This is a genomic window from Rhizobium leguminosarum (genome assembly GCF_010668065.1).
Lineage (GTDB): Bacteria > Pseudomonadota > Alphaproteobacteria > Rhizobiales > Rhizobiaceae > Rhizobium > Rhizobium leguminosarum_S.
Genome location: NZ_WUEN01000017.1, coordinates 60,528 through 83,564, shown reverse-complemented (window position 1 = coordinate 83,564; position 23,037 = coordinate 60,528). Strand labels below are relative to the sequence as shown.

Below are 23,037 nucleotides of genomic sequence, written 5' to 3'. Positions count from 1 at the left end.
CCGGCTTGCGAAATTGACGCATTGAATATCAAGGGGGCGGCGTTTATCAAACGTCCGATCGGAGCGATCCAAGAGGGAAACTTGATCAGACGGACGAGACAGATCGAACAATGGGCGCTGCGCATCCTGTGCGCGGTCGCACTGGTGTTCGTCGGCTTCGCCCATCAGCTACCCGCCGCAGCGGCTGGCGAATTTGATCCGGCTGAACTCGCCCAATATGTGCTTCCGGACGGGTCACTGCCGACGCTTTGCGTCACCACGACGGACAAATCCGGTCAGAGCCGACACGACAAGGCGCATTCGCATGGTTGCGAAGCCTGCCGGATCGGAGCCTCCATCCTCCTGCCGGCGCCGACGGACATCGCCGGTGCTGCCATACCCTTTGCGGTGACGGTTGAATTGCCGATCCGGACCGAGGCCTTCCATCGCCAGCTTTTCCCGCCCAATACCGGTCCTCGGGCTCCTCCTGCCGATCCGATCCCTGCCTGAACTTCGCGTTGCGGCAGGCGCCGTGACGCGCCTTTCAACGCCGGCCGAGCTGCATGCGTGCCGTCGGTCGTGGATACGGATCCGTTCTCATGTCGACTATTACTGCTGCCGAACCGGCAGAGGATGCCGCAGACGGCGTTTCGCTCTACCGTGCCATCTGGCGCTGGCATTTCTTTGCCGGGCTTCTCGTCATACCCTTCCTGCTCAATCTGGCCGTTACCGGATCGCTCTATCTCTTCAAGGACGAGATCAACAGCACCTTCTTCGGCTACCGCTACAGTGTCCAGCCGGCTGGCGAAGCGCTGTCGCCGGAGCGGATCGCAGAGATCGCCGCCTCCGCCGTGCCGGGCTCAACCGCGACATCCTACAAGGACCCGGTCCTGCCCGAGCGATCGGCCATCGTCACCCTCTCCAGCGATGCCGGCTCGATGCTGGTCTTCGTCAACCCCTATGACGGCAAGGTGCTCGATGTGGTCGGATCGACCGACGAGTTCAATTATGTCGTCAAGCGCATCCACAGCCTCGCCTATTTCGGCACCATAACGAACCGGCTGATCGAAATTGCCGGCGGCTTTGCCATGGTGCTCGTCGTCACCGGCATCTATCTCTGGTGGCCGCGACGCCAGACGGGCGGCGTTGTCAGCGTGCGGGGAACGCCCGGCCGCCGCGTTTTCTGGCGCGACCTGCATGCCGTGACCGGTGCCTTCGCCGGTGTCCTGATCTTCTTCCTTGCGATGTCAGGCATGCCATGGTCGGCCTATTGGGGGGCGAACGCCAATGCCTGGCTGACCGAACACGGCCTCGGCTATCCGGTCCAGCTCTGGGACCAAGTGCCGAAGTCGCGAAAAGTCACCGAGGATATCCTTCCGAACAGCGGCTGGACCGTCGAGAAGGCGCCGGTCCCGCTTTCCGATATCGCCGCCGCGCAATCAGCCAGGCCAATCGGCCTCGACAAAGCCGTGGAGATCGCCAAACGGCTGGGCATGGCGCCGGGCTTCGACGTGGCGATCCCCTCCGACGAGACGGGCGTCTATACCGCCTCGCTCTTTCCCGACGATCTTGCCGACGAACGCACGCTCCATATCGACCAGTATTCCGGCAAACCATTGATCGATATCGGCTTCGATCAATATCCGTTCCTCGGCAAAGCGATCGAGTGGGGCATCAATGTCCACCAAGGACAGGAATGGGGGCGTTTCAACCAGCTGCTGATGCTCGCAACATGCCTTGCAATTGTGCTCAGCTGCGTGACCGCCGTCGTCATGTGGTGGAAACGTCGCCCGATCGGCCGCCTCGGCGTGCCACCCATGCCGCCAAAGCCTTCGATCTATTACGGCCTGTGGGTGATTGTCGGGATATTCGCCATCACCTTTCCGATGAGCGGGCTCGCGATTCTTGTCATGATCGCCTTTGACCAGATCGTCGTGCGGTTCGTACCGTTGCTGAAACGTGTTCTCGCTTGAAGGAGGCCATCAAATGAAGAAGATCATCGCTATTCTTGCCGGCGTGCTGCTTGCGTCCATGGCATCTGCGGATGACGATCCGCAACAGGCGATCCCGGCGAGGCTGAAGGTGATGTTCGAAAGGCCAGACAAGCCGCTCGATATCGCCCCGGTCGTCGTTCAGGGCGATTGGGCGATCGTCGGCTGGCGGCAGGACGGACGCGGCGGACGGGCCCTGATGAAAAAGACGCATCACGGCTGGAGCATCTATCTCTGCAGCGGCGACAGCCTGAAGGATACCGCGACGCTGGAGACGATCGGGCTCTCCGCAGTTGACGCCGCCGGGCTGGCTGCGAAACTGAAGAATGCCGAGGCCGGCCTCGATTCTTCCGCGCTTGCGCTGTTCTCAAGCTTCGAGGGCACGGTGATGATGAATGAGGCTTCAAACGGCGCGGGTCATACCGGCCATGAGGGCCATGCCCAGTGAAGCAAAGAAATAGCTAGCGCTTCAGCCGAGCCTCGATTTCCCGGTCAAGGGCGAATTTCAGGTCGTCCTTGACGCCGACGGACATGGCAAGGACTTCACGGGCCTTGAGGAAATCCATGACGCCGGTGCGGCCGACGGTCGGGCGCAGGAAGATATGCGGCGGGCGAAGCTTCAGCTTCAGCGAGATCGCCGTCTGCATCATCAGCTGACCGGAACCGAAGATGCTCTCCATGCGGTTCGGAATATGCGTGCCGTCACCTTCCGGCGCGCCGACGACATCGATGCCGACGACGATGTCGGCAAGATCCATCAGGCATTCATAGGGCACCGGATTGCTGATGCCGCCGTCGATCATCACGCGGTCGCGCAGGCGCACCGGCATGAAGACGGCGGGGATGGCGGAAGAGGCCGCGAGCGCCGGGAACAGCTCACCCTGTTCGATGATGACTTCGCACTGCCCGTAATAATCCGTGGTGATCACCTTCATCGGGACCAGCAGATCCTCGAAGCGGGCCGGCAGCTCGGACGGCAGGAAGGCTTTCAGGATCCGCTCCAGATTGAACTGGCCGATGCGGATACCCTTGGCCACCGCATCGCGCACCGTCGCCGGCCTCAGGCCCCAGATGCGGGCGACGACGGCCGTCTTGTTGCCGACGGTCGTCAGCGCATGTTCGCGGATTTCGGCGCCTGACATGCCGGCCGCCATGCCGGCCGCCATGATCGCGCCGATCGACGAGCCTGATACCGCCACCGGGCGGATGCCGAGTTCATCGAGCGTCTCGATGACATGGATATGGGCAAGTCCGCGCGCACCGCCGCCGCCAAAAGCGACGGCGACCGTCGGCACATCGCTGATCGCAGGCAATTTCGGGCTGATGATCTCTGCCTGCTGCACGCCCGCCCCCGCTTATTGCGGCTGATATCGGAAGAAATGCACCCTCGTATCGCCAAAGATGCGGCTTTCGAGGAAAACATAGGAAGGATGCACGGAAACGACAATATCGGCGCGTTCTTCCAGCACCGCGATTGCGCCAGGCCGCAGCCAGCCGCCCTCGACCGCCGCCGCCATCGCCTTTTCGCCGAGACCCTTGCCATAGGGCGGGTCGGCAAAGAGCACATCGAAGGGTTCGAGATTGCCGACGCTGCCGAGATCGGTCGCATCCCGGCGCAGGATGCGTGTGCGGCCATGCAGGCCGAGCGCATCGATGTTCTCCCAAAGCAGCGCCCTGCCCTCGACGCTGTTTTCGACGAAGAGCGCATGGCGACAGCCGCGTGAAACCGCTTCGAGGCCGACGGCGCCGGTTCCGGCAAAAAGGTCGAGAATCCGGGTGCCATCGACGCATTCCGGATAGGCATGGCTCAATATATTGAACAGGCTCTCGCGCGTCCGGTCGGCAGTCGGCCGGATCTCGTTGGATTTTGGCACGGCGAGAGGCCGTCCGCGAAACTCACCGCCGACGATCCGCACCGCGCGTCATTCCTTTTCCTTTAGCACCACCTCTGGACGGCCCGCCCGCAGGCCTGTCGCCGCCCGGTCTGTCACCGCCCGGCTTGGCGCCTTTCGGCTTGCCGGAAAAACTCTTGGCCCCACCAGGCTTGGCCCCACCGGGCTTGGCCCCAAAGCCCTTGCCGCGCGGCCTGTCACCAGAAGGCCTGTCGCCCGAGGGCTTGTCGCCGAACGATCTTTCGCCGCGCGGACGCTCGGAGCGGCCCTCGCCAGCAAAGCTTCTGGCTGCCCGCGGGCGTTCGTCACCGTCCTCGCGCGGCCTGCGATCAGCACGCGGCTTGTCGCCGAAGGGGCGATCCCCGCGCGAGGGACGATCACCGAACGGCCGGTCGCCACGCGGACGCTCCGAACGGCCCTCACCGGCAGAGCTTCTCGCGGCACGAGGACGCTCGTCACCGTCCGTACGCGGTTTGCGATCACCGCGCGGCTTGTCGCCGAAGGGCCGATCCCCACGCGAGGGACGATCACTGAACGGCCGTTCGCCGCGCGCCGGGCGGTCGCCAGAACCGCGGTCTTCGCGGGCGGGGCGATCACCAAAGCCGCGCTTGCGGCCGAAGCCCTCGCCCTCATCCTTGCGGCGGGGCTCTTCGCTCGAGCGGATCCACTCGCCATCCTCTTCGCGCACGCGGTTCACCTGGGTGCGCGGGCGATCTTCGATGCGATCATTCTTTGCCGGCACCGGCTCGCCGCGCCGACGCGCGGTCTGCGCATTCTTGGCAGCTTTCGCCGCGGCTTTTTCGCCGAGCGGCCGGGCGCCCGGCGCCATCCAGACATTGGCGCTGCGGCGCTGGCCGAGCGGCTGCGGACGCTTCGGCTTCTCGTCGTCCCGGCGCCCGCCGTCACGGCGATCGTCCTCTTTGCGCGCGCCACCGTGGCGATCGTCGCGCTTGGTGTCGAGGCGGCTCAGCGCCCGCTCGCGCTTGTCCTCGTCGCGGCGCGGACGCTCGCGCCTTTCAGGTGCTGCGGGCTCTGCCTCTTCCTCGGCAGCGACCGCCGCCGCATTGTAGATCGGCGCGTCGAAATTCGCCTTGGCTTCCTCGATGAGGCGCGGGCCGAGCTGGTCGCGCAGTGTGCGGCCGCGCACTTCGACGACATGGCCTTCCGGCAGGTCGCCGAGCTGGAACGGGCCATAGGAAATGCGGATCAGGCGATTGACGTCGAGGCCAAGCGCGCCGAGCACGTTCTTGATTTCGCGGTTCTTGCCTTCGCGAAGACCCATGGTGATCCAGACGTTCGAGCCTTGCGTGCGGTCGAGCGTCGCCTCGATCGAGCCGTAGAGCACGCCGTCGACGGCAATGCCGTCCTTCAGCTTGTCGAGCGCGTCCTGATCGATCTCGCCATGGGCGCGGACGCGGTAGCGCCGCAGCCAGCCGGTCGCCGGCAGCTCGAGCGCGCGGGCGAGACCACCGTCATTGGTCAAGAGCAGCAGGCCTTCGGTGTTGATGTCGAGGCGGCCGATCGACATGACGCGCGGCAATTCTTCCGGCAGGTTGTCGAAGACGGTCGAGCGGCCTTCCGGATCGGCATTGGTGGTCACGAGGCCCGCGGGCTTATGATAAAGCCACAGCCTGGTGCGCTCGATGCCGCGGATCGGCACGCCGTCGACCTCGATGCGATCGGCGAGCGTGACGTTGACGACGGGGGTTTCGAGAACCCTGCCGTTCAGCGTCACACGGCCTTCCATGATCATGCGTTCGATGTCGCGGCGGGAGGCGACGCCGGCACGCGCCATCACCTTGGAAATGCGTTCAGCCTTGGCCTCGCCATCGGTCTCAGCGGCGACCGCGCGGGCGGCCGCAGGCTTTGCCGGCTTGTCGCCGTCCGCCTTCGGGCCGGCTTTCGACCTGATATCCCGTGAAAGGGGCTTTGCGCCCGGGCGTTTTGGCTTGTCTTTGGGTGTCATTTGTTGTTTGCCTGCCTTTTGGGCCTGTCTATCAGGTCACGCATCTGCGGTTAAGTGGAAATTCTTGCGATCGTGAAGACAAATCGTTTCATGGAGATGGCGCTCGACGAAGCGCGTGCCGCCGGAGAACGCGGCGAGGTGCCGATCGGCGCCGTCGTCGTTGTCGACGATATTGCCGTTTCACGCTCGGGAAACCGCACGCGCGAGCTCAAAGACGTGACCGCGCATGCCGAAATCGCCGCGATCCGGCTCGCCTGCGAAGCGCTCGGACAGGAACGTTTGGTCGGCGCCGATCTCTACGTGACGCTGGAGCCTTGCACCATGTGCGCAGCAGCCATCTCGTTTGCGCGTATCCGCAGGCTCTATTACGGCGCCGAGGACCCGAAGGGCGGCGCCGTCGACAATGGCGTGCGATTCTATGCGCAGCCGACCTGCCACCACGCCCCGGAGGTCTATTCCGGCTTCAACGAGGTCCAGTCGGCCGATCTGCTGCGAAAGTTCTTTTCGCAAAGGAGAGAGGCGCCGTAATCCCAGCGTCTTTGCATGCCGTCATGCTCAACCTCGAGCCACCGCTGCCCGATTTGTGCCGATGGCTGCCCCTCACCCTAACCCTCTCCCCGTAAAAACGGGGCGAGGGGACGTGCCAAACGCGGCGTCGAGATTGAGGAAACCGGTGCGGCATGTCCCTTCGCCCCGCGAGCGGGGAGAAGGTGCCGGCAGGCGGATGAGGGGCTGATCGGCGATGTCACAAGACATTTGAACCAACCGGACAGCCGTGCCGAGGAAAGCCGCTATTGCAGGAGGTTCCACCACTGCTTGCCGGTGTTGGCGACAGCTGCATCCTTCTTGCGCTTCTTCTGCTTCTTGAGCTCGGGCTCGCCGACATCATCGAGCTTTGCCGGATCGTCGACAGTGCGGTAGCCGGGCGGCGGATCGGATATATAGCGGCGCTGGTCGACATAGGAGCCCTTCTGCAGGGCACGGGCTTCACGATAGGCCTTGGTCTGGGCTTCCGTCGTGCGCCGGCCGCCTTCGATCGCAGAGCTGGCGAGCGGCGAGCGGTAATTCGGATTGTCCGAATTCGCGTCGGCTTCCGAAACGAGACGAGCACGCGTCTCCTCCGGCGATTCAAGCCATTGCGGATTGTCCTTGTTGGCGACCGTCGGCTGCGGCGCAACGAGGGTCTCTTTCTGAGCCTGCGCCGGCAGCACCAGCGTCGGACGCGGCGTGTACTTGACGCCCTTGTTCTTCGGGTCAGGGCCGGTCAACGACACGGACTGGCCGAGATCGTCGGTCAACTGTTCCATGGCGGTCTTGTCGGTGCCGTAGGTCGGGCTGCTGGCGCAACCGGACACCAGGGAGCATCCCGCCACTACAACAGACAGGCAGGCGCCCATACGGAACCAATGCGTTGCTAACATGAAAACCCTTCCAGCCCTGCCGGTGCAATCGTCGCCCAACCGGACAACCGTCCCCCTGACGCAAAAATCCGGCCATTTTCAGGCAGCTTTTACCGGATGAACCGCGAAAACGCAATTCACCCGGCAATATTCTTCACTTGAGGGCGGCAAGCTCGCGAAGGGCGGCGGCATCGCGGGCCGAAACATCGGGATATTTCGGATCGGAACCGACATCCCTGGTGATGCGCCATGAGCGGGCGCATTTCTCGCCCTCTGCAGGCTTCGGCACGACGCTGACCTCCGGCACCTCAGCCAGGCGGAAGGCATTCACCGGTCCTTCGCCGGCCTTGATCTCGATTGCCGAGGTGATGCAGACCTCGGTGAAGTCCTGGCCTTCCAACGCCTTCAGCAGTTCCGGATCGGCGATATGAACGACGGGAGCCGCTTCCAGCGAGGAGCCGATGCGCTTGTCCTTGCGCTCGATTTCCAGAGCGCCGGTCACAACCGAACGCACTGTACGGATCTTCTTCCACTTCTCGGCCAGGGCATCGTTGCGCCATTCCTTTGCAACCGGAGCAAACTGCTCCAGATGCACGGAAACGGCGGACGGATTGCGCGACAGCCAGGCCTCCTCGGTGGTGAAGGGCAACATCGGGGCGAGCCAGGTCACCATGCAATCGAAGATCTGGCGGATGACGTGCAGGCTGGCGCGCCGGCGCAGGCTCGACGGCGCGTCGCAATAGAGCGCATCCTTGCGGACATCGAAATAGAAGGCCGACAGCTCGACATTGGCAAAATCGATCAGCGCGCGGGCGATCTTCTTGAAGTCGAAGGCATCGTAGTTCTCGCGCACCAGCTCGTCGAGTTCGGCCAACCGATGTAGCATAAGCTGTTCCAGCTCCGGCAGGTCGGGAAGCGCGATCTCCTCGCCCTTGTCGTGGGCAAGCGTGCCGAGCATCCAGCGGATGGTGTTGCGCAGCTTGCGATAGGCATCGACATTGGTCTGGATGATCGTCTTGCCGACGCGCAGGTCGTCGGCATAATCCGAGGTCATCACCCAGAGGCGCAGGATATCGGCGCCGGCATCCTTCATCACTTCCTGAGGTGCGGTGACGTTGCCCTTCGACTTCGACATCTTCTCGCCCTTCTCGTCCATGGTGAAACCATGGGTGAGGACGGCATTGTAAGGCGCACGGCCGCGGGTGGCCGCCGATTCCAGCAGCGACGAATGGAACCAGCCGCGATGCTGGTCGGAACCTTCGAGATAAAGGTCGGCCGGCCACTTCAGGTCCGGGCGGTCTTCGAGCGTGAAGGTGTGCGTCGAGCCAGAGTCGAACCAGACGTCGAGGATATCCATGACCTGGGTCCAGCGGGAATGGTCGTGGTCATTGCCGAGGAAACGCTCCTTGGCGCCTTCGGCAAACCAGGCGTCGGCGCCCTCATGTTCGAAGGCTTCGAGGATGCGGCCGTTGACGGCTTCGTCGATCAGGACCTCGCCCTCATCGTCGGCGAAGACGGCGATCGGCACGCCCCAGGCGCGCTGGCGCGAGAGCACCCAGTCCGGACGGCCTTCGATCATGGCGCGCAGGCGGTTCTGGCCGGCGGCGGGCACGAAGCGCGTGTCGTCGATCGCACCCAGAGCGCGCGAACGCAGCGTCGTGCCGTCGGCAAGGGTCTTGTCCATATAGACGAACCATTGCGGCGTGTTGCGGAAGATGACCGGCTTCTTCGAGCGCCATGAATGCGGATACTGGTGCTTCAGCCGGCCGCGGGCAAAGAGTGCGCCGCGGGCGATCAACTCTCTGATGACGCGGTCGTTGGCATCGCCCTTCTTGCCGTTATCGTCGATGACGCGGGCGCCTTCGAGGCCGGGGGCGTCGGCGGTATAGAAACCGCCGTCATCGACGGGGAACGGGATTTTAGTGTCGATGCCGCGGGCCTCAAGCGTGCGGACAGCCGACATCCAGGCATCGAAGTCTTCGCGACCGTGGCTGGGTGCGGTGTGCACGAAGCCGGTGCCAGCGTCATCGGTGACGTGGTCGCCATCGAGCAGCGGCACGCGGAATTCATAGCCGCCGTCGAGACCCTTGAAGGGATGCGCACAGGTCATCGCTGCGAAGTCGGCCGCAGAGACATCGCTCAAGCGCTTGTACTGCAGCTTGGCCTTGGCGAAGGATTCCTCGGCCAGCTTATCGGCAAAGATCAGCTTTTCGCCGGGACGCGGACCAAAATCGTTCTCGGCGGCAGTCACCTTGTAGAGACCGTAGGAAACACGCGCGGAAAAGGAGACCGCTCGGTTGCCGGGGATCGTCCAGGGCGTGGTCGTCCAGATGACCACGAACGCATCCTTGAGCGCGGCCGGACCTTCGACGACCGGGAATTTCACCCAGATCGTGTCGCTCTCATAATCCTGGTATTCGACCTCGGCCTCTGCCAACGCCGTGCGCTCGACCACCGACCACATGATCGGCTTGGAGCCGCGATAAAGCTGACCGCTTGCGGCGATCTTCAAGAGTTCGCCGGCGATGCGCGATTCCGCGTGAAAATTCATCGTCGTATAGGGATTGTCGAAGTCGCCCTCGATGCCGAGACGCTTGAACTCTTCCGCCTGGACCTTGATCCAGCCGGCGGCGAATTCACGGCATTCCCGGCGGAATTCGTTGACCGGGACCTCGTCCTTGTTCTTGCCCTTCTCGCGGTATTTCTCCTCGATCTTCCATTCGATCGGCAGGCCGTGGCAATCCCAGCCGGGCACGTAATTGGCGTCGTAGCCGCGCATCTGGAACGAACGGTTGATGACGTCCTTGAGGATCTTGTTCAGCGCGTGGCCGATATGGATGTTGCCGTTGGCATAGGGCGGGCCGTCGTGAAGGACGAATTTCTCGCGGCCAGCGGCGGAAGCGCGCAGTTTCTTGTAGAGACCCATCTCCTGCCAGCGCTTGACGAGTTCCGGCTCCTTCTGCGGCAGGCCGGCGCGCATGGGAAAATCGGTCTCGGGCAAATAGAGGGTCTTCGAATAGTCGATCTTTTCGGCTGTGTCGGTCATGTCTGACAATCGTTTTCTGGCGGCCCAGGAAGGGGCGCAACGGGCGTGAAATAGCTGGTGACGGAAGCGCTCGTATCCAAGCGCCAAAAACCCGGACCTTCCGGCCGCTTAGCGCGCGCGGAAGGCCGGGCCGATAATTCGCATCATCATTGCCAGCCGATATTTCTTCATCGCGCCGGTTCATAGGCGTTTTTGCCGGGAAAAGGAAGAGGCCGGCTTGCCACAACGGAAGCAATTGAAGATGGCGCCAAATGCGCATATATATTGGGGCAAGTGGCATAGAGGTTGGCAATGCTCGGTTTTCTTCAGACATCAGACTCGATGACCATACGCGAGCGCCTCGAGATCGCTTCGCACGGCTCCGTCCAGGTTTATGACGGAGCGATGGCATTGAAATTGACAGAGCTCGGCTTTTCCGTGGAGGAAATATATCGTTTCGTCGCACCGCGCCGAACTCTGGCGAGACGCAATGCAAACGGCGAGCCGCTGACGGTCGAGGAAAACGACGGCGCATTGCGTATCGTGCGGATTGCGGAGATGGCTAAGCGCATTTTCGGCGACGGAGCCGTTGCGTTCGATTGGCTGCGCAAGCCCAATCGCGGCATGGACGGCATCGCGCCGATCGATCTGCTGGAATCGGAAACCGGCGCCCGCCTCGTTGAGCAGGCTCTGCACCAGATTGACCACGGGATTTACGTCTAGGCGATGATCTTATGGCGAATCTCGAATTATGCCGATCTTTCCGGACGCGGCGGGCTGCTTGCACCGGGACGATGGCATCATCAGGGAATTCCCGTCGTCTATTGCTGTGATCACCCGTCGACTGCGCTCCTCGAAATTCTGGTACAGGTCGATCTGCATCAAATTCCGAGAGATTTTCAGCTCCTGAAAATCCATTGCCCGGATAACATCGAAACCTTCGATATCGGGATCGATCCTGCTGCGATCAACCAGACCAGCCTGACGCGCGACCGTGGCAGCAAATTACTGGAAGACAATGATTTCTGTCTCCTGCGTGTCCCATCGGCAATCATGCCAGAGGCCGCGAATATTCTTATCAATCCGCGTCATCCGGACGCGTCGCGCCTGACAATCGAAAAAATGATCCGCTATCCTTTCGACAGCCGACTATTGCGCTGAGGAAAAGCAGAGTTTCTGATCAAGAGCGCCGATTGGCTTAACACCCGCAAGCAGTGCCCTCGCCTCTTCCTCATCGCGTTTGATCTGGGCGACGAGCGGATCGAGGCCGTCGAATTTCAGCTCAGGGCGGAGATAGCCGAAGAACGAGACGGAGCAGAGCTGGCCGTAGAGATCGCCGCTGAAATCGAAAAGATAGGTTTCGAGCAGCGGTGCGCCGTTTTCCGTCACCGTCGGGCGGCGGCCGTAGCTTGCGACGGCATCGTGGAGCGTGCCGTCCTGGCGGCGGAAGCGGACGGCGTAGATGCCGGCGGCAAGATCGACCTCCGGCGGCAAGCGCATGTTGGCCGTGGGAAAACCCAGCTGCCGGCCGAGCTTTTCGCCATCGATCACTTCAGCTTCCACCGTATAGCGGTAGCCGAGCATGCCGGCGACTTCGCTGACATTGCCCTCCTTCAAGAGCGCGCGGATATGGCTCGAAGAGACGACATCGGCGTTTTCGTCGCGAAAGGCATCGATCAGCGTGACGCCGAAGCCGTAGGTATGGCCGGCATTCATCAGGAAGGCGGGACCGCCCTCGCGGCCGCGACCGAAATGGAAATCGAAGCCGGTGACGACTTCGGAGGCGCCGAGCCAATCCTTCAGGATCGAATGGATGAAATCATCGGCCGAGCGCTGCGAGAATTCGTAATCGAAGGGATATTCGATGACGGCGCTGAAGCCCAGCGTTTCCAGGATGCGGGCCTTCAGCGGCGCGGGCGTCAGGCGGAAGACCGGTGCCTGCGGCCGGAAGACCGTGCGCGGATGCGGTTCGAAGGTCAGCACCAAAGCGGGGATACCGCGGGCCTTGGAGATTTCGAGCGCCCGGCTCAGCACCGACTGATGGCCGCGGTGCACGCCGTCGAAATTGCCGATGGCAATGACGCCGCCCTTCAGATGGGCGGGCAAGGGTTCCCGGGTTTCATTGCGGTGGAAGACGGTCATCGGCTGGCTTCTCTTCATGCAAGGCGTGTCTTCATGCAAGGCGGGGCATCCACCACTTCGGCGCGGCGTTTTCCCGTTCGAGATAGGCGTTGAGGATCGCCTCGTCGGTCTCGCCGTTGAGAGTATATTCCTTAGCGTGGATACCGCCGCTGATGTAGAGGAGGTCGAGGCCGTAATTCAAGGCGCCGCGCACATCGGTCGGCATGCCGTCGCCGATCGCCAGCACGCGATCGACGGGGAAATCGCCGCGAAGCTCGCGGGCAGCCGCAAGCGTTGCCTCGTAGATCGGCCGGTGCGGCTTGCCGGCGATGCGGGTGCTGCCGCCGAGCTGCTCGTAATAGGCGGCCATGGCGCCGGCGCAGGGGATGATGCGATGACCGCGCTCGACGATGAGGTCGGGATTGGCGCAGATCATCGGCACGTCGCGGGCTTTGAAATCGAGAAGCATATCGGTGTAATCCTCCGGCTTCTCGGTCTCGTCGTCGAAAAAGCCGGTGCAGACCAGCGATTGCGCTTCGCCCGCCGGCCGGCGCTCGACGCCAATGCCTTCGAGCAGCGCCTTGTCGCGCTCGGGGCCGAGCAGAAAGACGGTCTTCGGCCCTTCGGCGATCAAGCCGCGCGTGACGTCGCCAGAGGTGACGATCCTGTCATAGGCGCTGTCGGGAACGCCGATCTGGCGCAGCTGCTCGACCACCTGCCAGGAAAGGCGCGGCGAATTGGTGATGAGGACGACGGCGAGGCCGCTGTCGCGTGCCGCTTCAAGGGCTGCGGCCGCCTTCGGGAACGGATCGACGCCGTTGTGAACGACGCCCCAGACATCGCAGAGCACCACATCATAGTGACCTGATATCTCCGAGAAGTTTTCTATCCGCTTGGCCATTCCGATTTCCCGATTTGCTTCAGTCACCGGTGACATTGCAAAGGCGCAAGGCGATGGCAAGGCATTTTCTTCGCTGCCGGGCCAACGCGAAGAGCTCGAACGGCGGTCCGGCGAAGCGGAAGGACAAAGGGTTTGGACGATTATCGCCAAGCGGCAGATCGCCGAGCGCGGACGAGTTCGGCAAAGTTCGGCCGCGCCCAGGTTTCGGCAGCAATCTTCGACTATTCTCCGGCCTCTTCACAATTCCGGCACAAAAATTCGTGATTGCTCTCATTGACTCCTCTCGGAGCCATCCCTAAATGCTCGTCGCTAGCACTCATCGCAAGGGAGTGCTAACATCTATCCATGTGGGCCACTCCGGTCCGCGAATGTCATTCGATCGAGGGATTAGACAATGGCAAGCACCAACTTCCGCCCCCTTCACGACCGCGTCGTTGTTCGCCGCGTTGAGTCCGAAGCCAAGACTAAGGGCGGCATCATCATTCCCGATACCGCCAAGGAAAAGCCGCAGGAAGGCGAAATCGTCGCCGTCGGCTCCGGCGCACGCGATGAGTCCGGCAAGGTCGTCGCACTCGACGTCAAGGCTGGCGACCGCATCCTGTTCGGCAAGTGGTCCGGCACCGAAGTCAAGATCGACGGCGAAGACCTTCTGATCATGAAGGAAGCCGACATCATGGGCATCATCGGCTGATCGGCCGACCTGCTTTCCCGAAATGGCTGACGGGCCTTTTGCCCGAACAACTCGAATTCAGGAGTTAAGAATATGGCATCTAAAGAAATCAAGTTTGGCCGCACCGCGCGCGAAAAGATGCTGCGCGGCGTCGACATTCTCGCCGATGCAGTGAAGGTCACGCTCGGCCCGAAGGGCCGTAACGTCATCATCGACAAGTCCTTCGGCGCGCCGCGCATCACCAAGGACGGCGTTTCCGTCGCCAAGGAAATCGAACTCGAAGACAAGTTCGAAAACATGGGCGCCCAGATGGTCCGCGAAGTTGCTTCGAAGACCAACGACATCGCCGGCGACGGCACCACGACGGCTACCGTTCTTGCCCAGGCGATCGTTCGCGAAGGCAACAAGGCCGTTGCAGCCGGCATGAACCCGATGGACCTGAAGCGCGGCATCGACCTCGCTGTTGCGGACGTCGTGAAGGATCTCCAGGCCAAGGCCAAGAAGATCTCGACTTCGGAAGAAGTTGCACAGGTCGGCACGATTTCGGCCAATGGCGACAAGCAGGTCGGTCTCGACATTGCTGAAGCCATGCAGAAGGTCGGCAACGAAGGCGTCATCACGGTTGAAGAAGCCAAGACCGCCGAAACCGAACTCGAAGTCGTCGAAGGCATGCAGTTCGACCGTGGCTACCTCAGCCCCTACTTCGTGACCAACCCGGAAAAGATGATCGCCGACCTCGAAGACGTCTTCATTCTCCTTCACGAGAAGAAGCTCTCGAACCTGCAGTCGATGCTCCCGGTTCTCGAAGCCGTCGTTCAGACCGGCAAGCCGCTCCTCATCGTCGCTGAAGACGTAGAAGGCGAAGCCCTGGCAACGCTCGTCGTCAACAAGCTGCGCGGCGGCCTGAAGATTGCTGCCGTCAAGGCTCCTGGCTTCGGCGACCGCCGCAAGGCCATGCTCGAAGACATCGCCATCCTGACGGGCGGCACTGTCATCTCCGAAGACCTCGGCATCAAGCTCGAATCCGTCACGCTCGACATGCTCGGCCGTGCCAAGAAGGTTTCGATCTCCAAGGAAAACACCACGATCGTCGACGGTTCGGGCGCCAAGACCGACATCGAAGGCCGTGTTGCCCAGATCAAGGCCCAGATCGAAGAAACCACCTCCGACTACGACCGCGAGAAGCTGCAGGAACGTCTTGCCAAGCTCGCTGGCGGCGTTGCCGTCATCCGCGTCGGCGGCTCGACGGAAGTCGAAGTGAAGGAAAAGAAGGACCGCATCGACGACGCGCTCAACGCGACCCGCGCTGCCGTTCAGGAAGGTATCGTCCCCGGCGGCGGTATCGCTCTGCTCCGCTCCTCCACGAAGATCACCGTCAAGGGTGCAAACGACGACCAGGAAGCCGGCATCAACATCGTTCGCCGCGCCCTGCAGTCGCTCGTTCGTCAGATCGCTGAAAACGCAGGCGACGAAGCCTCGATCGTTGTCGGCAAGGTCCTCGACAAGAACGAAGACAACTACGGCTACAACGCCCAGACGTCCGAATATGGCGACATGATCGCCATGGGAATCGTCGACCCGCTCAAGGTCGTTCGCACGGCGCTGCAGAACGCTGCTTCTGTCGCATCGCTGCTGATCACCACCGAAGCCATGATCGCCGAACTGCCGAAGAAAGAATCGGCTGGCGGCGGCATGCCGGGCGGCATGGGTGGAATGGGCGGAATGGACATGATGTGATAGGCGAAAGCCATCACTGACCACCATTCCGGCATCCGGAACAGGAAGGGCGGCCCTCGGGTCGCCCTTTTCTTTTGATCAAGACGATTCGACGTGCGGCACAGTGATTTGCATAGCCGACGAACGCCTGTCCCGCTCCCTCTTACAGGTCCTGGGCACGAAGCTTGCGCCAAACTTGCGCTGCCTGCGTATTTCTCAGCCTGCCGACATGCGAGAGATCGCAATGCTGCTGCAACATTTCCCGCCTGACGTTGAGTGAAAACGTTTGCAAAGCTCTCAAAGATGATCTTCCCATGCCAATTCTCGAGAAATAGGCCGAAGATATAGGCATCCCCAGAAATGAGGCCGATCCGAATACCCCTTAAAAAGCCGTTGCCGTTTGTCCAAAAGCCCCTATAAATCCGCGCTGCAATTAAAGCGCGCCCGGCGATAATTTTTCGCCAATAGACGAGGCCGGAGCGCGGAAGGCGATACGTGAACGTTCGGCTTCGAGGGGCTCCGGTTACGGAGGCCAGATGGCCGTGGCAATAATCGCCGGATGAAGCGCGGGCATCATGCCCGCTGCTGCGTGATCCTGTTTCTTTGTGTTTGCCGAGCGTGCGGCGAGAGCCGCATCCGAACGGGAGAACGCCTTGTTTAAGATCGCCAGAGCCAATGCAGCCGTACCTTTGACGCCCGGCTCGTTTGATGACGCCAATCAAAATCACGAGATGTTGGCGCAGTTTTCCGTTTCCGAAGCCTGGACTGGAGATTTTTCGAGCGGCATGCTCCGTCTCGGCGAGTGGAGCGCGATGCTGCACGGCGTCGCCGCACCGGAATGCGGACTCTTAAGCTTGATCCGCTGCTATGATACCAAGGACCGCATCCACATATTGGAGCTGTTCGAGCAGGCGGCAACGCTTTGCTCCTCCTTCTGTTTTTCGACGACGATCATCATGCCGAACGGCTTTCGCCAGCCGCTCTTCTGCATGGGCGAGTCCAACGGTCTGGAAGAAAAATTCAGCGGCAGCATGGTCGGCGTCTTCGTCTTTCCGCGCTTCAAGCTGGAAGGCGCAAAGCAGATCACAAGTCGGCGATAGGCCGGAAATCAAGATAAAAGGCCGCCTCGAGGGCGGCCTTCGTGCCTTCCGGCGATCCGTTCGCTACTCCGGCTTGACCGGTATGTTGAGGCCCCTGGCACTTGCCGGACGAGCGATGCAGCGTTCCAGCCAATCCGAGACGGCCGGGAATTTCGCGTAGTCGAGAACCCCGCGGCCGCCATAGAAAATATCGGCACCGCGAACCCAGGTGAAGGTGGTGATGTCGGCGATCGTATACTGATCGCCCATGATCCATTGACGACCCTTCAGCCGGTCATCGAGCACGCCGAGCAGCCGTTTGGATTCATCGCGATAACGCTCGACCGGATAGGAATTGTTGGCGACCTTGTCGGCGGCGAATTTATGGAAATGCCCGAACTGGCCGAACATCGGGCCGATACCCGCCATCTGGAAAAACACCCATTGGATGGTTTCGTAGCGGCCGGCGGCATCAGCAGGGATGAGCTTGCCGGTTTTTTCGGCGAGATAAAGCAGGATCGCGCCGGATTCGAAAAGGCCGATCGGCTTCCCGTCCGGACCGTTCGGATCGATGATCGCCGGAATGCGGCCGTTCGGGTTGAGAGATTCGAATTCCGGCGACTTCTGCTCGTTGGCGGCGAAGGAAATATAGTGCGCCTCATAGGCGAGCCCGAGTTCTTCGAGGGCGACTGAGACCTTCACCCCATTCGGCGTCTGCAGGGAATAGAGCTGGATAATGTCGGGATTTTTCGCCGGCCAGCGCGTCGTGATCGGAAATGCGGAAAGATCTGCCATCGGATTCTCCAAGTTGGGCGCCGACCATAAAAACCGGGCTCGGCAAAGGCAAGCAGGCGGCAGCTGTAAAGAGAGCGTTCAATATTAGTGAACGAAGTGTTCCCTTTCGTTTATCTTTCCACAACGCAAGAAAAGAGCGACATAGAGGCATCCGAGGTCGAACCGGTGCTGGGGCACCAAGATCTCCAAAGTCCTTGAAACGGAGACAACGTCCATGTCGAACAACGTCATCATCCTGATTGCCCGTATTCTTCTTTCCTTCATGTTCATCCTTTCCGGCTTCATGAAGCTCACCGATCCTGCCGGTACTGCGGGCATGATCGCCGGTGCCGGCCTGCCGGCAGCAACCCTGCTGGCCTATGTCGCAGGCCTTTTCGAACTGCTGGCCGGCCTTGCGGTTCTCACAGGCTTCCAGGTCCGCATTGCCGGCTGGCTGCTCGCCGCCTTCTGTGTCTTCACGGGCATTGCCTTCCACCTGCCCTACGCGAGTGGCACGGAACTCGTGAACATTCTCAACCAGATCATGGTCATGAAGAATATCACGCTGGCCGGCGCGTACATACTGCTCGCCACCGTCGGTGCCGGCGCCTACTCGCTCGACGCCCGGCGCGGCGCCTACGCAGCCGCCTGACACCAGCAGATATCCTCCCGGACATACAGAACCCGCCGTCATCCGACGGCGGGTTTTTCTATGCCTTTATGACTGAGATCAGAGGGCGGCGCGCACTGCGTCGATGATCGCCTGCACAGCGGGTTCGCCGGCGTGGCTTTCCTTGCGGGCGCGCACGAGGCAGGCCTGCGAATGCAGGATGACACCGTCCTGGAGCACCTTCAGGTGGTTGGCGCGCAGCGTCGAGCCGGTGGAGGTGATATCGACGATGATATCGGCCGAGCCCGCGGCGGGAGCGCCCTCGGTGGCGCCCAGGCTTTCGACGATGCGATAAAGCTGGATGCCGTGCTGGCTCGAAAAGAACTGCTGGGTCAGCCGCCAGTATTTGGTGGCGATGGCCAGGCGCCGGCCGTGGCGGGCGCGGAAATCGGCGGCAACATCGACGAGATCGGCCATGGTGTCGACATCGAGCCAGATCTCCGGCACAGCGACGACGACATCGGCATGGCCGAATCCGAGGCGGGCGCAGAATTCGACACGCTTGTCGACCTCGGCAAAACCTTCCCGCATCAGATCCTCGCCGGTGACGCCGAAATCGACAGTGCCGTTGCCGATTTCACGGGAGATTTCGGACGCCGAGAGGAAGGCGATCTCCACATCATCCCAGCCTTCGACGCGGCCGCGATAGGAGCGGTCGTTACCAACAGCCGAGATCGTCATGCCGGCGCGTTCGAAGATCGCCGAAGCGTCTTCCTTCATCCGGCCCTTGGAGGGAAGCGCGATGGTGATGGTCATGCGGCTGCCCTTTCGGTTTCGATGCGGTCGAGCCAGAAAGAGAAGCCGACGGCCGGGATGCGGTCCGTCGCACCGAGGAAGGTCAGGAGCCGGTCGAAACGGCCGCCGCCGGCGAGAACCGCGGTCGAACCTTCGACCGTCACCTCGAAGACGAGGCCGGTGTAATAATCGAGCGGCCGTCCGAAAGCGGCGCGATAGTCGAGGCAGGAAAGATCGACGCCGGCATTGGAAAGCGCCGCGACCCGGCCATTAAAGCGCGAGAGCGCATTGCCGAGTTTCAGGCCGGCAGCATCGGCAAAACCGGAAAGGGCTGCGGAAGCATTGATAAGCGGCACGTCGAGCGACAGGAACTCTTCCAAAACACGGAAGGCCGCATCGTCGAGGCGCGTTTCGGACAAGATGAGCTTTTCCTTGAGCCGTCGGGCGATCTCCAGGGCCGAGCGGCCGGCATTCGTCGAATAGCCGGTCTTCTGCATCTCCCGCTCGAGATGGGCGACCAGCGCCTGCTCGTCGCCTGATGCGACAAGCCTGGCGATATCGTCGTCCAGCCCGGTGACGAATTGCGGGCTGACGAGGCTGGCAAGCAGTGCTTCCAGCTGCGTCATATTGCCGAAGGCGTGGATCAGGCGCTTCTGCCAGCCGAGCGGCAGGCCGAGCGCCTGGACGACAGCCTCGAACACCGCTTGGTCGCCCAATGTCACGGCTAAGCGGCGGCCCGGCAGCAGGCGGGCGAGAATGCCGGTGGCATCGCCGATGGCGCGGGCGTCGGCGTTGGACAGGTCGATATCGCCGAGATCCTCGATGCCGGCCTGATAGAATTCATTGGCGCCGTCGCGGCGCTGGCGGAAAACCTCGCCGAGATAGGCGTAACGCTTCGGCGTGCCGGTCGCCGTCTCGATGTGGCGCAGACAGACAGGGATGGTGAATTCAGGACGCAGGCAGAGGCTGGCGCCGGTTTCGCTCTCCGTCATGAAGATGCGGCGGCGCAGATCTTCGCCGGCGATATCCAGGAAAGGTTCGGCCGGCTGAATGACAGGCGTATCGATGCGCTCGGCGTTGCGCTCGATGAATTCGGCAATGAGGTCGTTGGCGAATTCGGGGAGGTTGATCAGGGGCATGCTGCGCTCCGAATAATAAGCGACGGGCGTGCCGCAAATGCCTCAGACATTCGCCGCTCGCTTCCGATCCTCGGCCTGCGCGGCAAGGATTTCCTTCACCTTGGCGACGAGGTCGGCTTCCGGGACCGTCTCCTGCGCCACGCGCGCCTCGCGCCAGCTGGCATTGTCTTCAATCTCGCCGGAGAGCCGCTTGCCTTCGATCAAATCCTTGATCTGCACGACGCTTGTCGCGCGCTCGTCGCCGCCCTGGATGATGGCGACTGGGCAGCCGCGGCGATCGGCATATTTCAGCTGATTGCCGAACTTCTTCCAGTTGCCCTGGAACATCTCGGCGCGGATGCCGGCGGCGCGCAGTTCCTGCGTCATCTTCTGATAGCGGCCCATTGCCTCGACGTCGCCGTCCATGACGGTCACCAGCACCGGCTCGATGACCTCGCTGGCGCCGAGCTTGCCAAGGTTTTTGAGTGCCGTCATCAGCCTGGAGACGCCGATCGAAAAGCCGGTCGCCGGAACCGGCTGGCCCATGAAGCGGGAGACGAGGCCATCATAACGACCGCCACCGCCGACTGAACCGAAGACGACCTTTTCGCCCTTTTCGTTGGTGACGTCGAAGGTGAGTTCGGCCTCATAGACCGGGCCGGTATAATATTCGAGGCCACGGACGACGGAGGGGTCGATCTTGATGCGGTCAGGGCCATAGCCGGCGCTGGTAACCAGCGCACCAATGAAATTCAGCTCCTCGACGCCTTCGCCACCCCTGGCGGTTCCCGCAACCAGCTCGGCGAGGCGGGCAGCGCTTTCGGCATAGTCCTTGATGCCGACGAAGAACAGCACTTTGTCGATCTGCTCCTTGTCGAGACCAGCACCCTTGGTGAAGTCGCCGGATTCATCTTTGCGGCCGGGACCGAGCAGCAGGGCCACGCCCTCCGGGCCGAACTTGTCGAGCTTATCGATAGCGCGCAGCACGTTGAGCCGCTGGCCGGCCTTGTCGTCGCCGCCGAGACCGATCGCTTCGAGCACGCCATCCAGAACCTTGCGGTTATTGACGCGAATGAGGTAATCGCCGCGCTTGATGCCGAGGGCTTCCAGCGTATCGGCCATCATCATGCACATTTCGGCATCGGCCTGAACGCCAGGCGCGCCGACGGTATCGGCATCGAACTGCATGAACTGGCGGAAACGGCCTGGGCCTGGCTTCTCGTTGCGGAAGACGTAACCGGCGCGATAGGTGCGATAGGGCAGCTGGATCTCGTTGAAATTCTCGGCGACATGACGGGCGAGCGGCGCCGTCAGGTCGTAACGCAGCGACATCCATTGCTCGTCATCGTCCTGCAGCGAGAACACGCCCTCGTTCGGCCGGTCGCTATCGGGCAGGAACTTGCCGAGCGCATCGGTATATTCGAACAGCGGCGTTTCGAGCGGATCGAAACCATAATGCTCATAGACTTCCCGGATCTTTGCCGTCATCTCGTTGACGGCGCGGATATCGTTGGCCGTCCGGTCGACGAAGCCGCGCGGCAGGCGGGCCTTGAGCTTTTGCGGTTTCTTCTGCTTGTCGTTCATTTCCGGGGATTCCACTGACTGTGACAGTGGCGGTTTCCTAGCGGATTGGGCGGGGAGCGGCAAGGGCGAAGGGTCTTGATGTCTAGAGCATTTCCGTTTTTCTCCGAGTCACGGAAATGCTCTATCTCTTTGTTTCTTTGCAATTCCGGACGCAAAACCGCTGCGCACTTTTGCTGGAATTGCTTTAGGCGAGAATCGATTGAACGAAGGAGCTCCATCAGAAATGCGGATATGCTCATGATCACTGAGGCGCTTCTCTATGCCGCGACCTTGCCGCTGACCGGCAAGCCGCATCGAAAGTTCATCCGCTATTCCGTCAATCTCTGGTCGCGGGCGGGGCGCTGTGCGGCGGATTGGGCCGAACATGAGGAGATGAGCCGGAAGGCGATCCTGGCGGCGACGGCCGATCTCAGGCAGAAGCGGACCGCGGTCGTGCTCGGTTCCGGCCTGTTGCGCGACGTGCCGATCGAGGTGCTGGCGCGAGATTTCGACACCGTCGTTCTGGTCGATCTCGTTCATCTCGCCTCGGTGCGCCTGTGGCTGTCGGCCAAATTCTATCGCAATGTCCGGCTGATCGAGCGTGATCTCTCCGGCTATGATGACCTTGCCGCCGGCCGCGAACCCGAACCGCTCGGCTTCCTGCGCGCTGTGCCCTATCTCGATCTGGTGGTTTCCGCCAACCTGTTGTCGCAGATCGGTCGCGGCGTGAAACGTCGCCATGAAGCCGAGGCCGGGCGAATGCCTGAAGACACGGTGGAAGGGCTGATCGCAGCGCATCTGACCGGGCTTTCCGGGTTTCCCTGCCGCAGCTGCCTGGTGACCGACATCGCCTATGCCGTCATCGACGGCAACGGCAGGACGCATGAAGAGGCCGACCTGCTGCATGGCGTCTTGCCGCCGCCGGCAAAAGCCGCCTGGGCATGGCCGGTCGCGCCGCTCGGCGAAGAGAGCAAGGATTATAGGATCGAGCACAAGGTCATTGCCGCCTGGTGACCAGGATGTGATCGCCGGTCGGCTTGGTTTGCATCAGGCATTCGCCTATAAAACACCATGCGCACGCTCGCTCTCATCACGATGTTGCTCGGCTGGCTGGTCTACAGCGCCATGTCCGCATGGGCGGGCTGCCCGACCTGTGCGTCGATGGATGCGCCGGTCGTCGTCGAAAACGGCATGCACCATCAGATGGCTGGCATGGATAGGCATGAGGATACGGCCGATCCGTTGAAAGACCCTTGCGCCACCGGGAACTCCGCGCATATGCCGCTTTGCGCCGCCTGTCTTCTGCTGCCAGCAACGGTGACGGTCATGGATGGCGGAAAGTCCATTTTCGGCTATCCCGCCCCAGCGCTTGCCCGCGCCCTGGACGACGACAAGCCGACGCCGCAGCCGCCCCCTCCCCGACTGTCCTGACACCAC

At 61.9% G+C, this 23,037-nt stretch carries 24 protein-coding genes; 13 read left to right on the top strand and 11 right to left on the bottom strand.

Annotation, left to right across the window (positions count from 1 at the left end; all coding sequences use genetic code 11):
• The first annotated feature begins 81 nt into the window (after window positions 1-81).
• The 3 genes from GR198_RS31140 to GR198_RS31130 all read left to right on the top strand — a co-directional run bounded on the left by GR198_RS31140 (window position 82) and on the right by GR198_RS31130 (window position 2,418).
• The gene (locus tag GR198_RS31140; protein ID WP_164070205.1) at window positions 82-489 is read left to right on the top strand and encodes a hypothetical protein; all 408 of its coding nucleotides are present in this window, start codon (window positions 82-84) and stop codon (window positions 487-489) included.
• Window positions 490-578: 89 nt separating this feature from the next.
• The gene (locus GR198_RS31135) at window positions 579-1,952 is read left to right on the top strand and encodes a PepSY-associated TM helix domain-containing protein (protein ID WP_164070204.1); all 1,374 of its coding nucleotides are present in this window, start codon (window positions 579-581) and stop codon (window positions 1,950-1,952) included.
• 13 nt (window positions 1,953-1,965) lie between these two features.
• Entirely contained in the window at window positions 1,966-2,418 is a 453-nt protein-coding gene (locus GR198_RS31130; protein WP_164070203.1) for a copper uptake system-associated protein, read from the top strand.
• 13 nt (window positions 2,419-2,431) lie between these two features.
• Here the strand turns inward: GR198_RS31130 and GR198_RS31125 are convergent, their stop codons facing one another.
• The 3 genes from GR198_RS31125 to GR198_RS31115 are packed head-to-tail and all read right to left on the bottom strand — an operon-like array spanning window position 2,432 to window position 5,828.
• Window positions 2,432-3,313: a patatin-like phospholipase family protein gene (locus GR198_RS31125; RefSeq protein WP_003556842.1), complete on the bottom strand. Its 882-nt coding sequence runs from the start codon at window positions 3,311-3,313 to the stop codon at window positions 2,432-2,434.
• A gap of 12 nt (window positions 3,314-3,325) precedes the next feature.
• Entirely contained in the window at window positions 3,326-3,886 is a 561-nt protein-coding gene (gene rsmD / locus GR198_RS31120; protein WP_029872598.1) for a 16S rRNA (guanine(966)-N(2))-methyltransferase RsmD, read from the bottom strand.
• A complete protein-coding gene (locus GR198_RS31115) occupies window positions 3,867-5,828 on the bottom strand; it encodes a pseudouridine synthase (protein WP_164070202.1) in 1,962 nt (653 codons plus the stop codon). The genes rsmD and GR198_RS31115 overlap by 20 nt, the downstream gene beginning before the upstream one ends.
• Before the next feature lie 90 nt (window positions 5,829-5,918).
• On the opposite strand from GR198_RS31115, the gene GR198_RS31110 reads away from it, so the two are divergent.
• Complete coding sequence (locus GR198_RS31110) at window positions 5,919-6,356, top strand: nucleoside deaminase (RefSeq protein WP_164070221.1); 438 nt, start codon at window positions 5,919-5,921, stop codon at window positions 6,354-6,356.
• A 263-nt stretch (window positions 6,357-6,619) separates the two neighbouring features.
• Here GR198_RS31110 and GR198_RS31105 read toward each other — a convergent pair whose 3' ends face one another.
• Together GR198_RS31105 and ileS are read right to left on the bottom strand one after the other, a co-directional pair.
• Window positions 6,620-7,249, bottom strand: a complete 630-nt coding sequence (locus GR198_RS31105) for a hypothetical protein (RefSeq protein ID WP_025393332.1) — start codon at window positions 7,247-7,249, stop codon at window positions 6,620-6,622.
• Window positions 7,250-7,382: 133 nt separating this feature from the next.
• Window positions 7,383-10,274: an isoleucine--tRNA ligase gene (gene ileS, locus GR198_RS31100; protein WP_164070201.1), complete on the bottom strand. Its 2,892-nt coding sequence runs from the start codon at window positions 10,272-10,274 to the stop codon at window positions 7,383-7,385.
• Window positions 10,275-10,565: 291 nt separating this feature from the next.
• Here ileS and GR198_RS31095 point away from each other — a divergent pair, with 291 nt between their 5' ends.
• Both GR198_RS31095 and GR198_RS31090 read left to right on the top strand, forming a co-directional pair.
• The gene (locus GR198_RS31095; RefSeq protein WP_164070200.1) at window positions 10,566-10,976 is read left to right on the top strand and encodes an antitoxin Xre/MbcA/ParS toxin-binding domain-containing protein; all 411 of its coding nucleotides are present in this window, start codon (window positions 10,566-10,568) and stop codon (window positions 10,974-10,976) included.
• A 3-nt stretch (window positions 10,977-10,979) separates the two neighbouring features.
• Window positions 10,980-11,414 (top strand): RES family NAD+ phosphorylase, encoded by a 435-nt coding sequence (locus tag GR198_RS31090; RefSeq protein WP_164070199.1) that lies wholly within the window; start codon window positions 10,980-10,982, stop codon window positions 11,412-11,414.
• On the opposite strand, the gene GR198_RS31085 is transcribed toward GR198_RS31090, so the two are convergent.
• The gene (locus tag GR198_RS31085) at window positions 11,403-12,395 is read right to left on the bottom strand and encodes a bifunctional riboflavin kinase/FAD synthetase (protein WP_029872593.1); all 993 of its coding nucleotides are present in this window, start codon (window positions 12,393-12,395) and stop codon (window positions 11,403-11,405) included. The genes GR198_RS31090 and GR198_RS31085 overlap by 12 nt on opposite strands.
• A 31-nt stretch (window positions 12,396-12,426) precedes the next feature.
• Window positions 12,427-13,275 (bottom strand): TIGR01459 family HAD-type hydrolase, encoded by an 849-nt coding sequence (locus tag GR198_RS31080; RefSeq protein ID WP_164026736.1) that lies wholly within the window; start codon window positions 13,273-13,275, stop codon window positions 12,427-12,429.
• Between GR198_RS31080 and GR198_RS31075 the strand changes: the two genes are divergently transcribed.
• From GR198_RS31075 to GR198_RS31060, 4 genes are all read left to right on the top strand, one after another.
• Window positions 13,268-13,552: a hypothetical protein gene (locus GR198_RS31075; RefSeq protein ID WP_164070198.1), complete on the top strand. Its 285-nt coding sequence runs from the start codon at window positions 13,268-13,270 to the stop codon at window positions 13,550-13,552. The genes GR198_RS31080 and GR198_RS31075 overlap by 8 nt on opposite strands.
• A 117-nt stretch (window positions 13,553-13,669) precedes the next feature.
• On the top strand, window positions 13,670-13,966 hold the full coding sequence (groES, locus tag GR198_RS31070; protein ID WP_003545797.1) for a co-chaperone GroES: 297 nt from the start codon (window positions 13,670-13,672) through the stop codon (window positions 13,964-13,966).
• Between the two features lie 72 nt (window positions 13,967-14,038).
• The gene (gene groL, locus GR198_RS31065; RefSeq protein ID WP_012756206.1) at window positions 14,039-15,682 is read left to right on the top strand and encodes a chaperonin GroEL; all 1,644 of its coding nucleotides are present in this window, start codon (window positions 14,039-14,041) and stop codon (window positions 15,680-15,682) included.
• A 632-nt stretch (window positions 15,683-16,314) separates the two neighbouring features.
• On the top strand, window positions 16,315-16,761 hold the full coding sequence (locus tag GR198_RS31060; protein WP_003545785.1) for a hypothetical protein: 447 nt from the start codon (window positions 16,315-16,317) through the stop codon (window positions 16,759-16,761).
• Window positions 16,762-16,824: 63 nt separating this feature from the next.
• On the opposite strand, the gene GR198_RS31055 is transcribed toward GR198_RS31060, so the two are convergent.
• Window positions 16,825-17,535: a glutathione binding-like protein gene (locus tag GR198_RS31055; RefSeq protein ID WP_164070197.1), complete on the bottom strand. Its 711-nt coding sequence runs from the start codon at window positions 17,533-17,535 to the stop codon at window positions 16,825-16,827.
• Between the two features lie 214 nt (window positions 17,536-17,749).
• On the opposite strand from GR198_RS31055, the gene GR198_RS31050 reads away from it, so the two are divergent.
• Window positions 17,750-18,166, top strand: coding sequence for a DoxX family protein (locus tag GR198_RS31050; protein ID WP_003545783.1), 417 nt, complete (start codon window positions 17,750-17,752; stop codon window positions 18,164-18,166).
• A 78-nt stretch (window positions 18,167-18,244) separates the two neighbouring features.
• Here the strand turns inward: GR198_RS31050 and hisG are convergent, their stop codons facing one another.
• Genes hisG through hisS form a run of 3 tightly spaced genes read right to left on the bottom strand, consistent with a single transcriptional unit; the run spans window position 18,245 to window position 21,621 of the window.
• Window positions 18,245-18,940, bottom strand: a complete 696-nt coding sequence (gene hisG, locus GR198_RS31045) for an ATP phosphoribosyltransferase (RefSeq protein WP_164070196.1) — start codon at window positions 18,938-18,940, stop codon at window positions 18,245-18,247.
• Window positions 18,937-20,058 carry an ATP phosphoribosyltransferase regulatory subunit gene (locus GR198_RS31040; RefSeq protein WP_130667370.1) on the bottom strand — a complete coding sequence of 374 codons (1,122 nt, stop codon included), beginning with the start codon at window positions 20,056-20,058 and terminating at the stop codon, window positions 18,937-18,939. The genes hisG and GR198_RS31040 overlap by 4 nt, the downstream gene beginning before the upstream one ends.
• 42 nt (window positions 20,059-20,100) lie before the next feature.
• Window positions 20,101-21,621 carry a histidine--tRNA ligase gene (gene hisS / locus GR198_RS31035; protein ID WP_164070195.1) on the bottom strand — a complete coding sequence of 507 codons (1,521 nt, stop codon included), beginning with the start codon at window positions 21,619-21,621 and terminating at the stop codon, window positions 20,101-20,103.
• 231 nt (window positions 21,622-21,852) lie between these two features.
• On the opposite strand from hisS, the gene GR198_RS31030 reads away from it, so the two are divergent.
• Both GR198_RS31030 and GR198_RS31025 read left to right on the top strand, forming a co-directional pair.
• Entirely contained in the window at window positions 21,853-22,614 is a 762-nt protein-coding gene (locus tag GR198_RS31030) for a hypothetical protein (RefSeq protein WP_204337280.1), read from the top strand.
• Window positions 22,615-22,671: 57 nt separating this feature from the next.
• On the top strand, window positions 22,672-23,031 hold the full coding sequence (locus tag GR198_RS31025; protein WP_130738863.1) for a hypothetical protein: 360 nt from the start codon (window positions 22,672-22,674) through the stop codon (window positions 23,029-23,031).
• The last annotated feature ends 6 nt before the right edge of the window (window positions 23,032-23,037 follow it).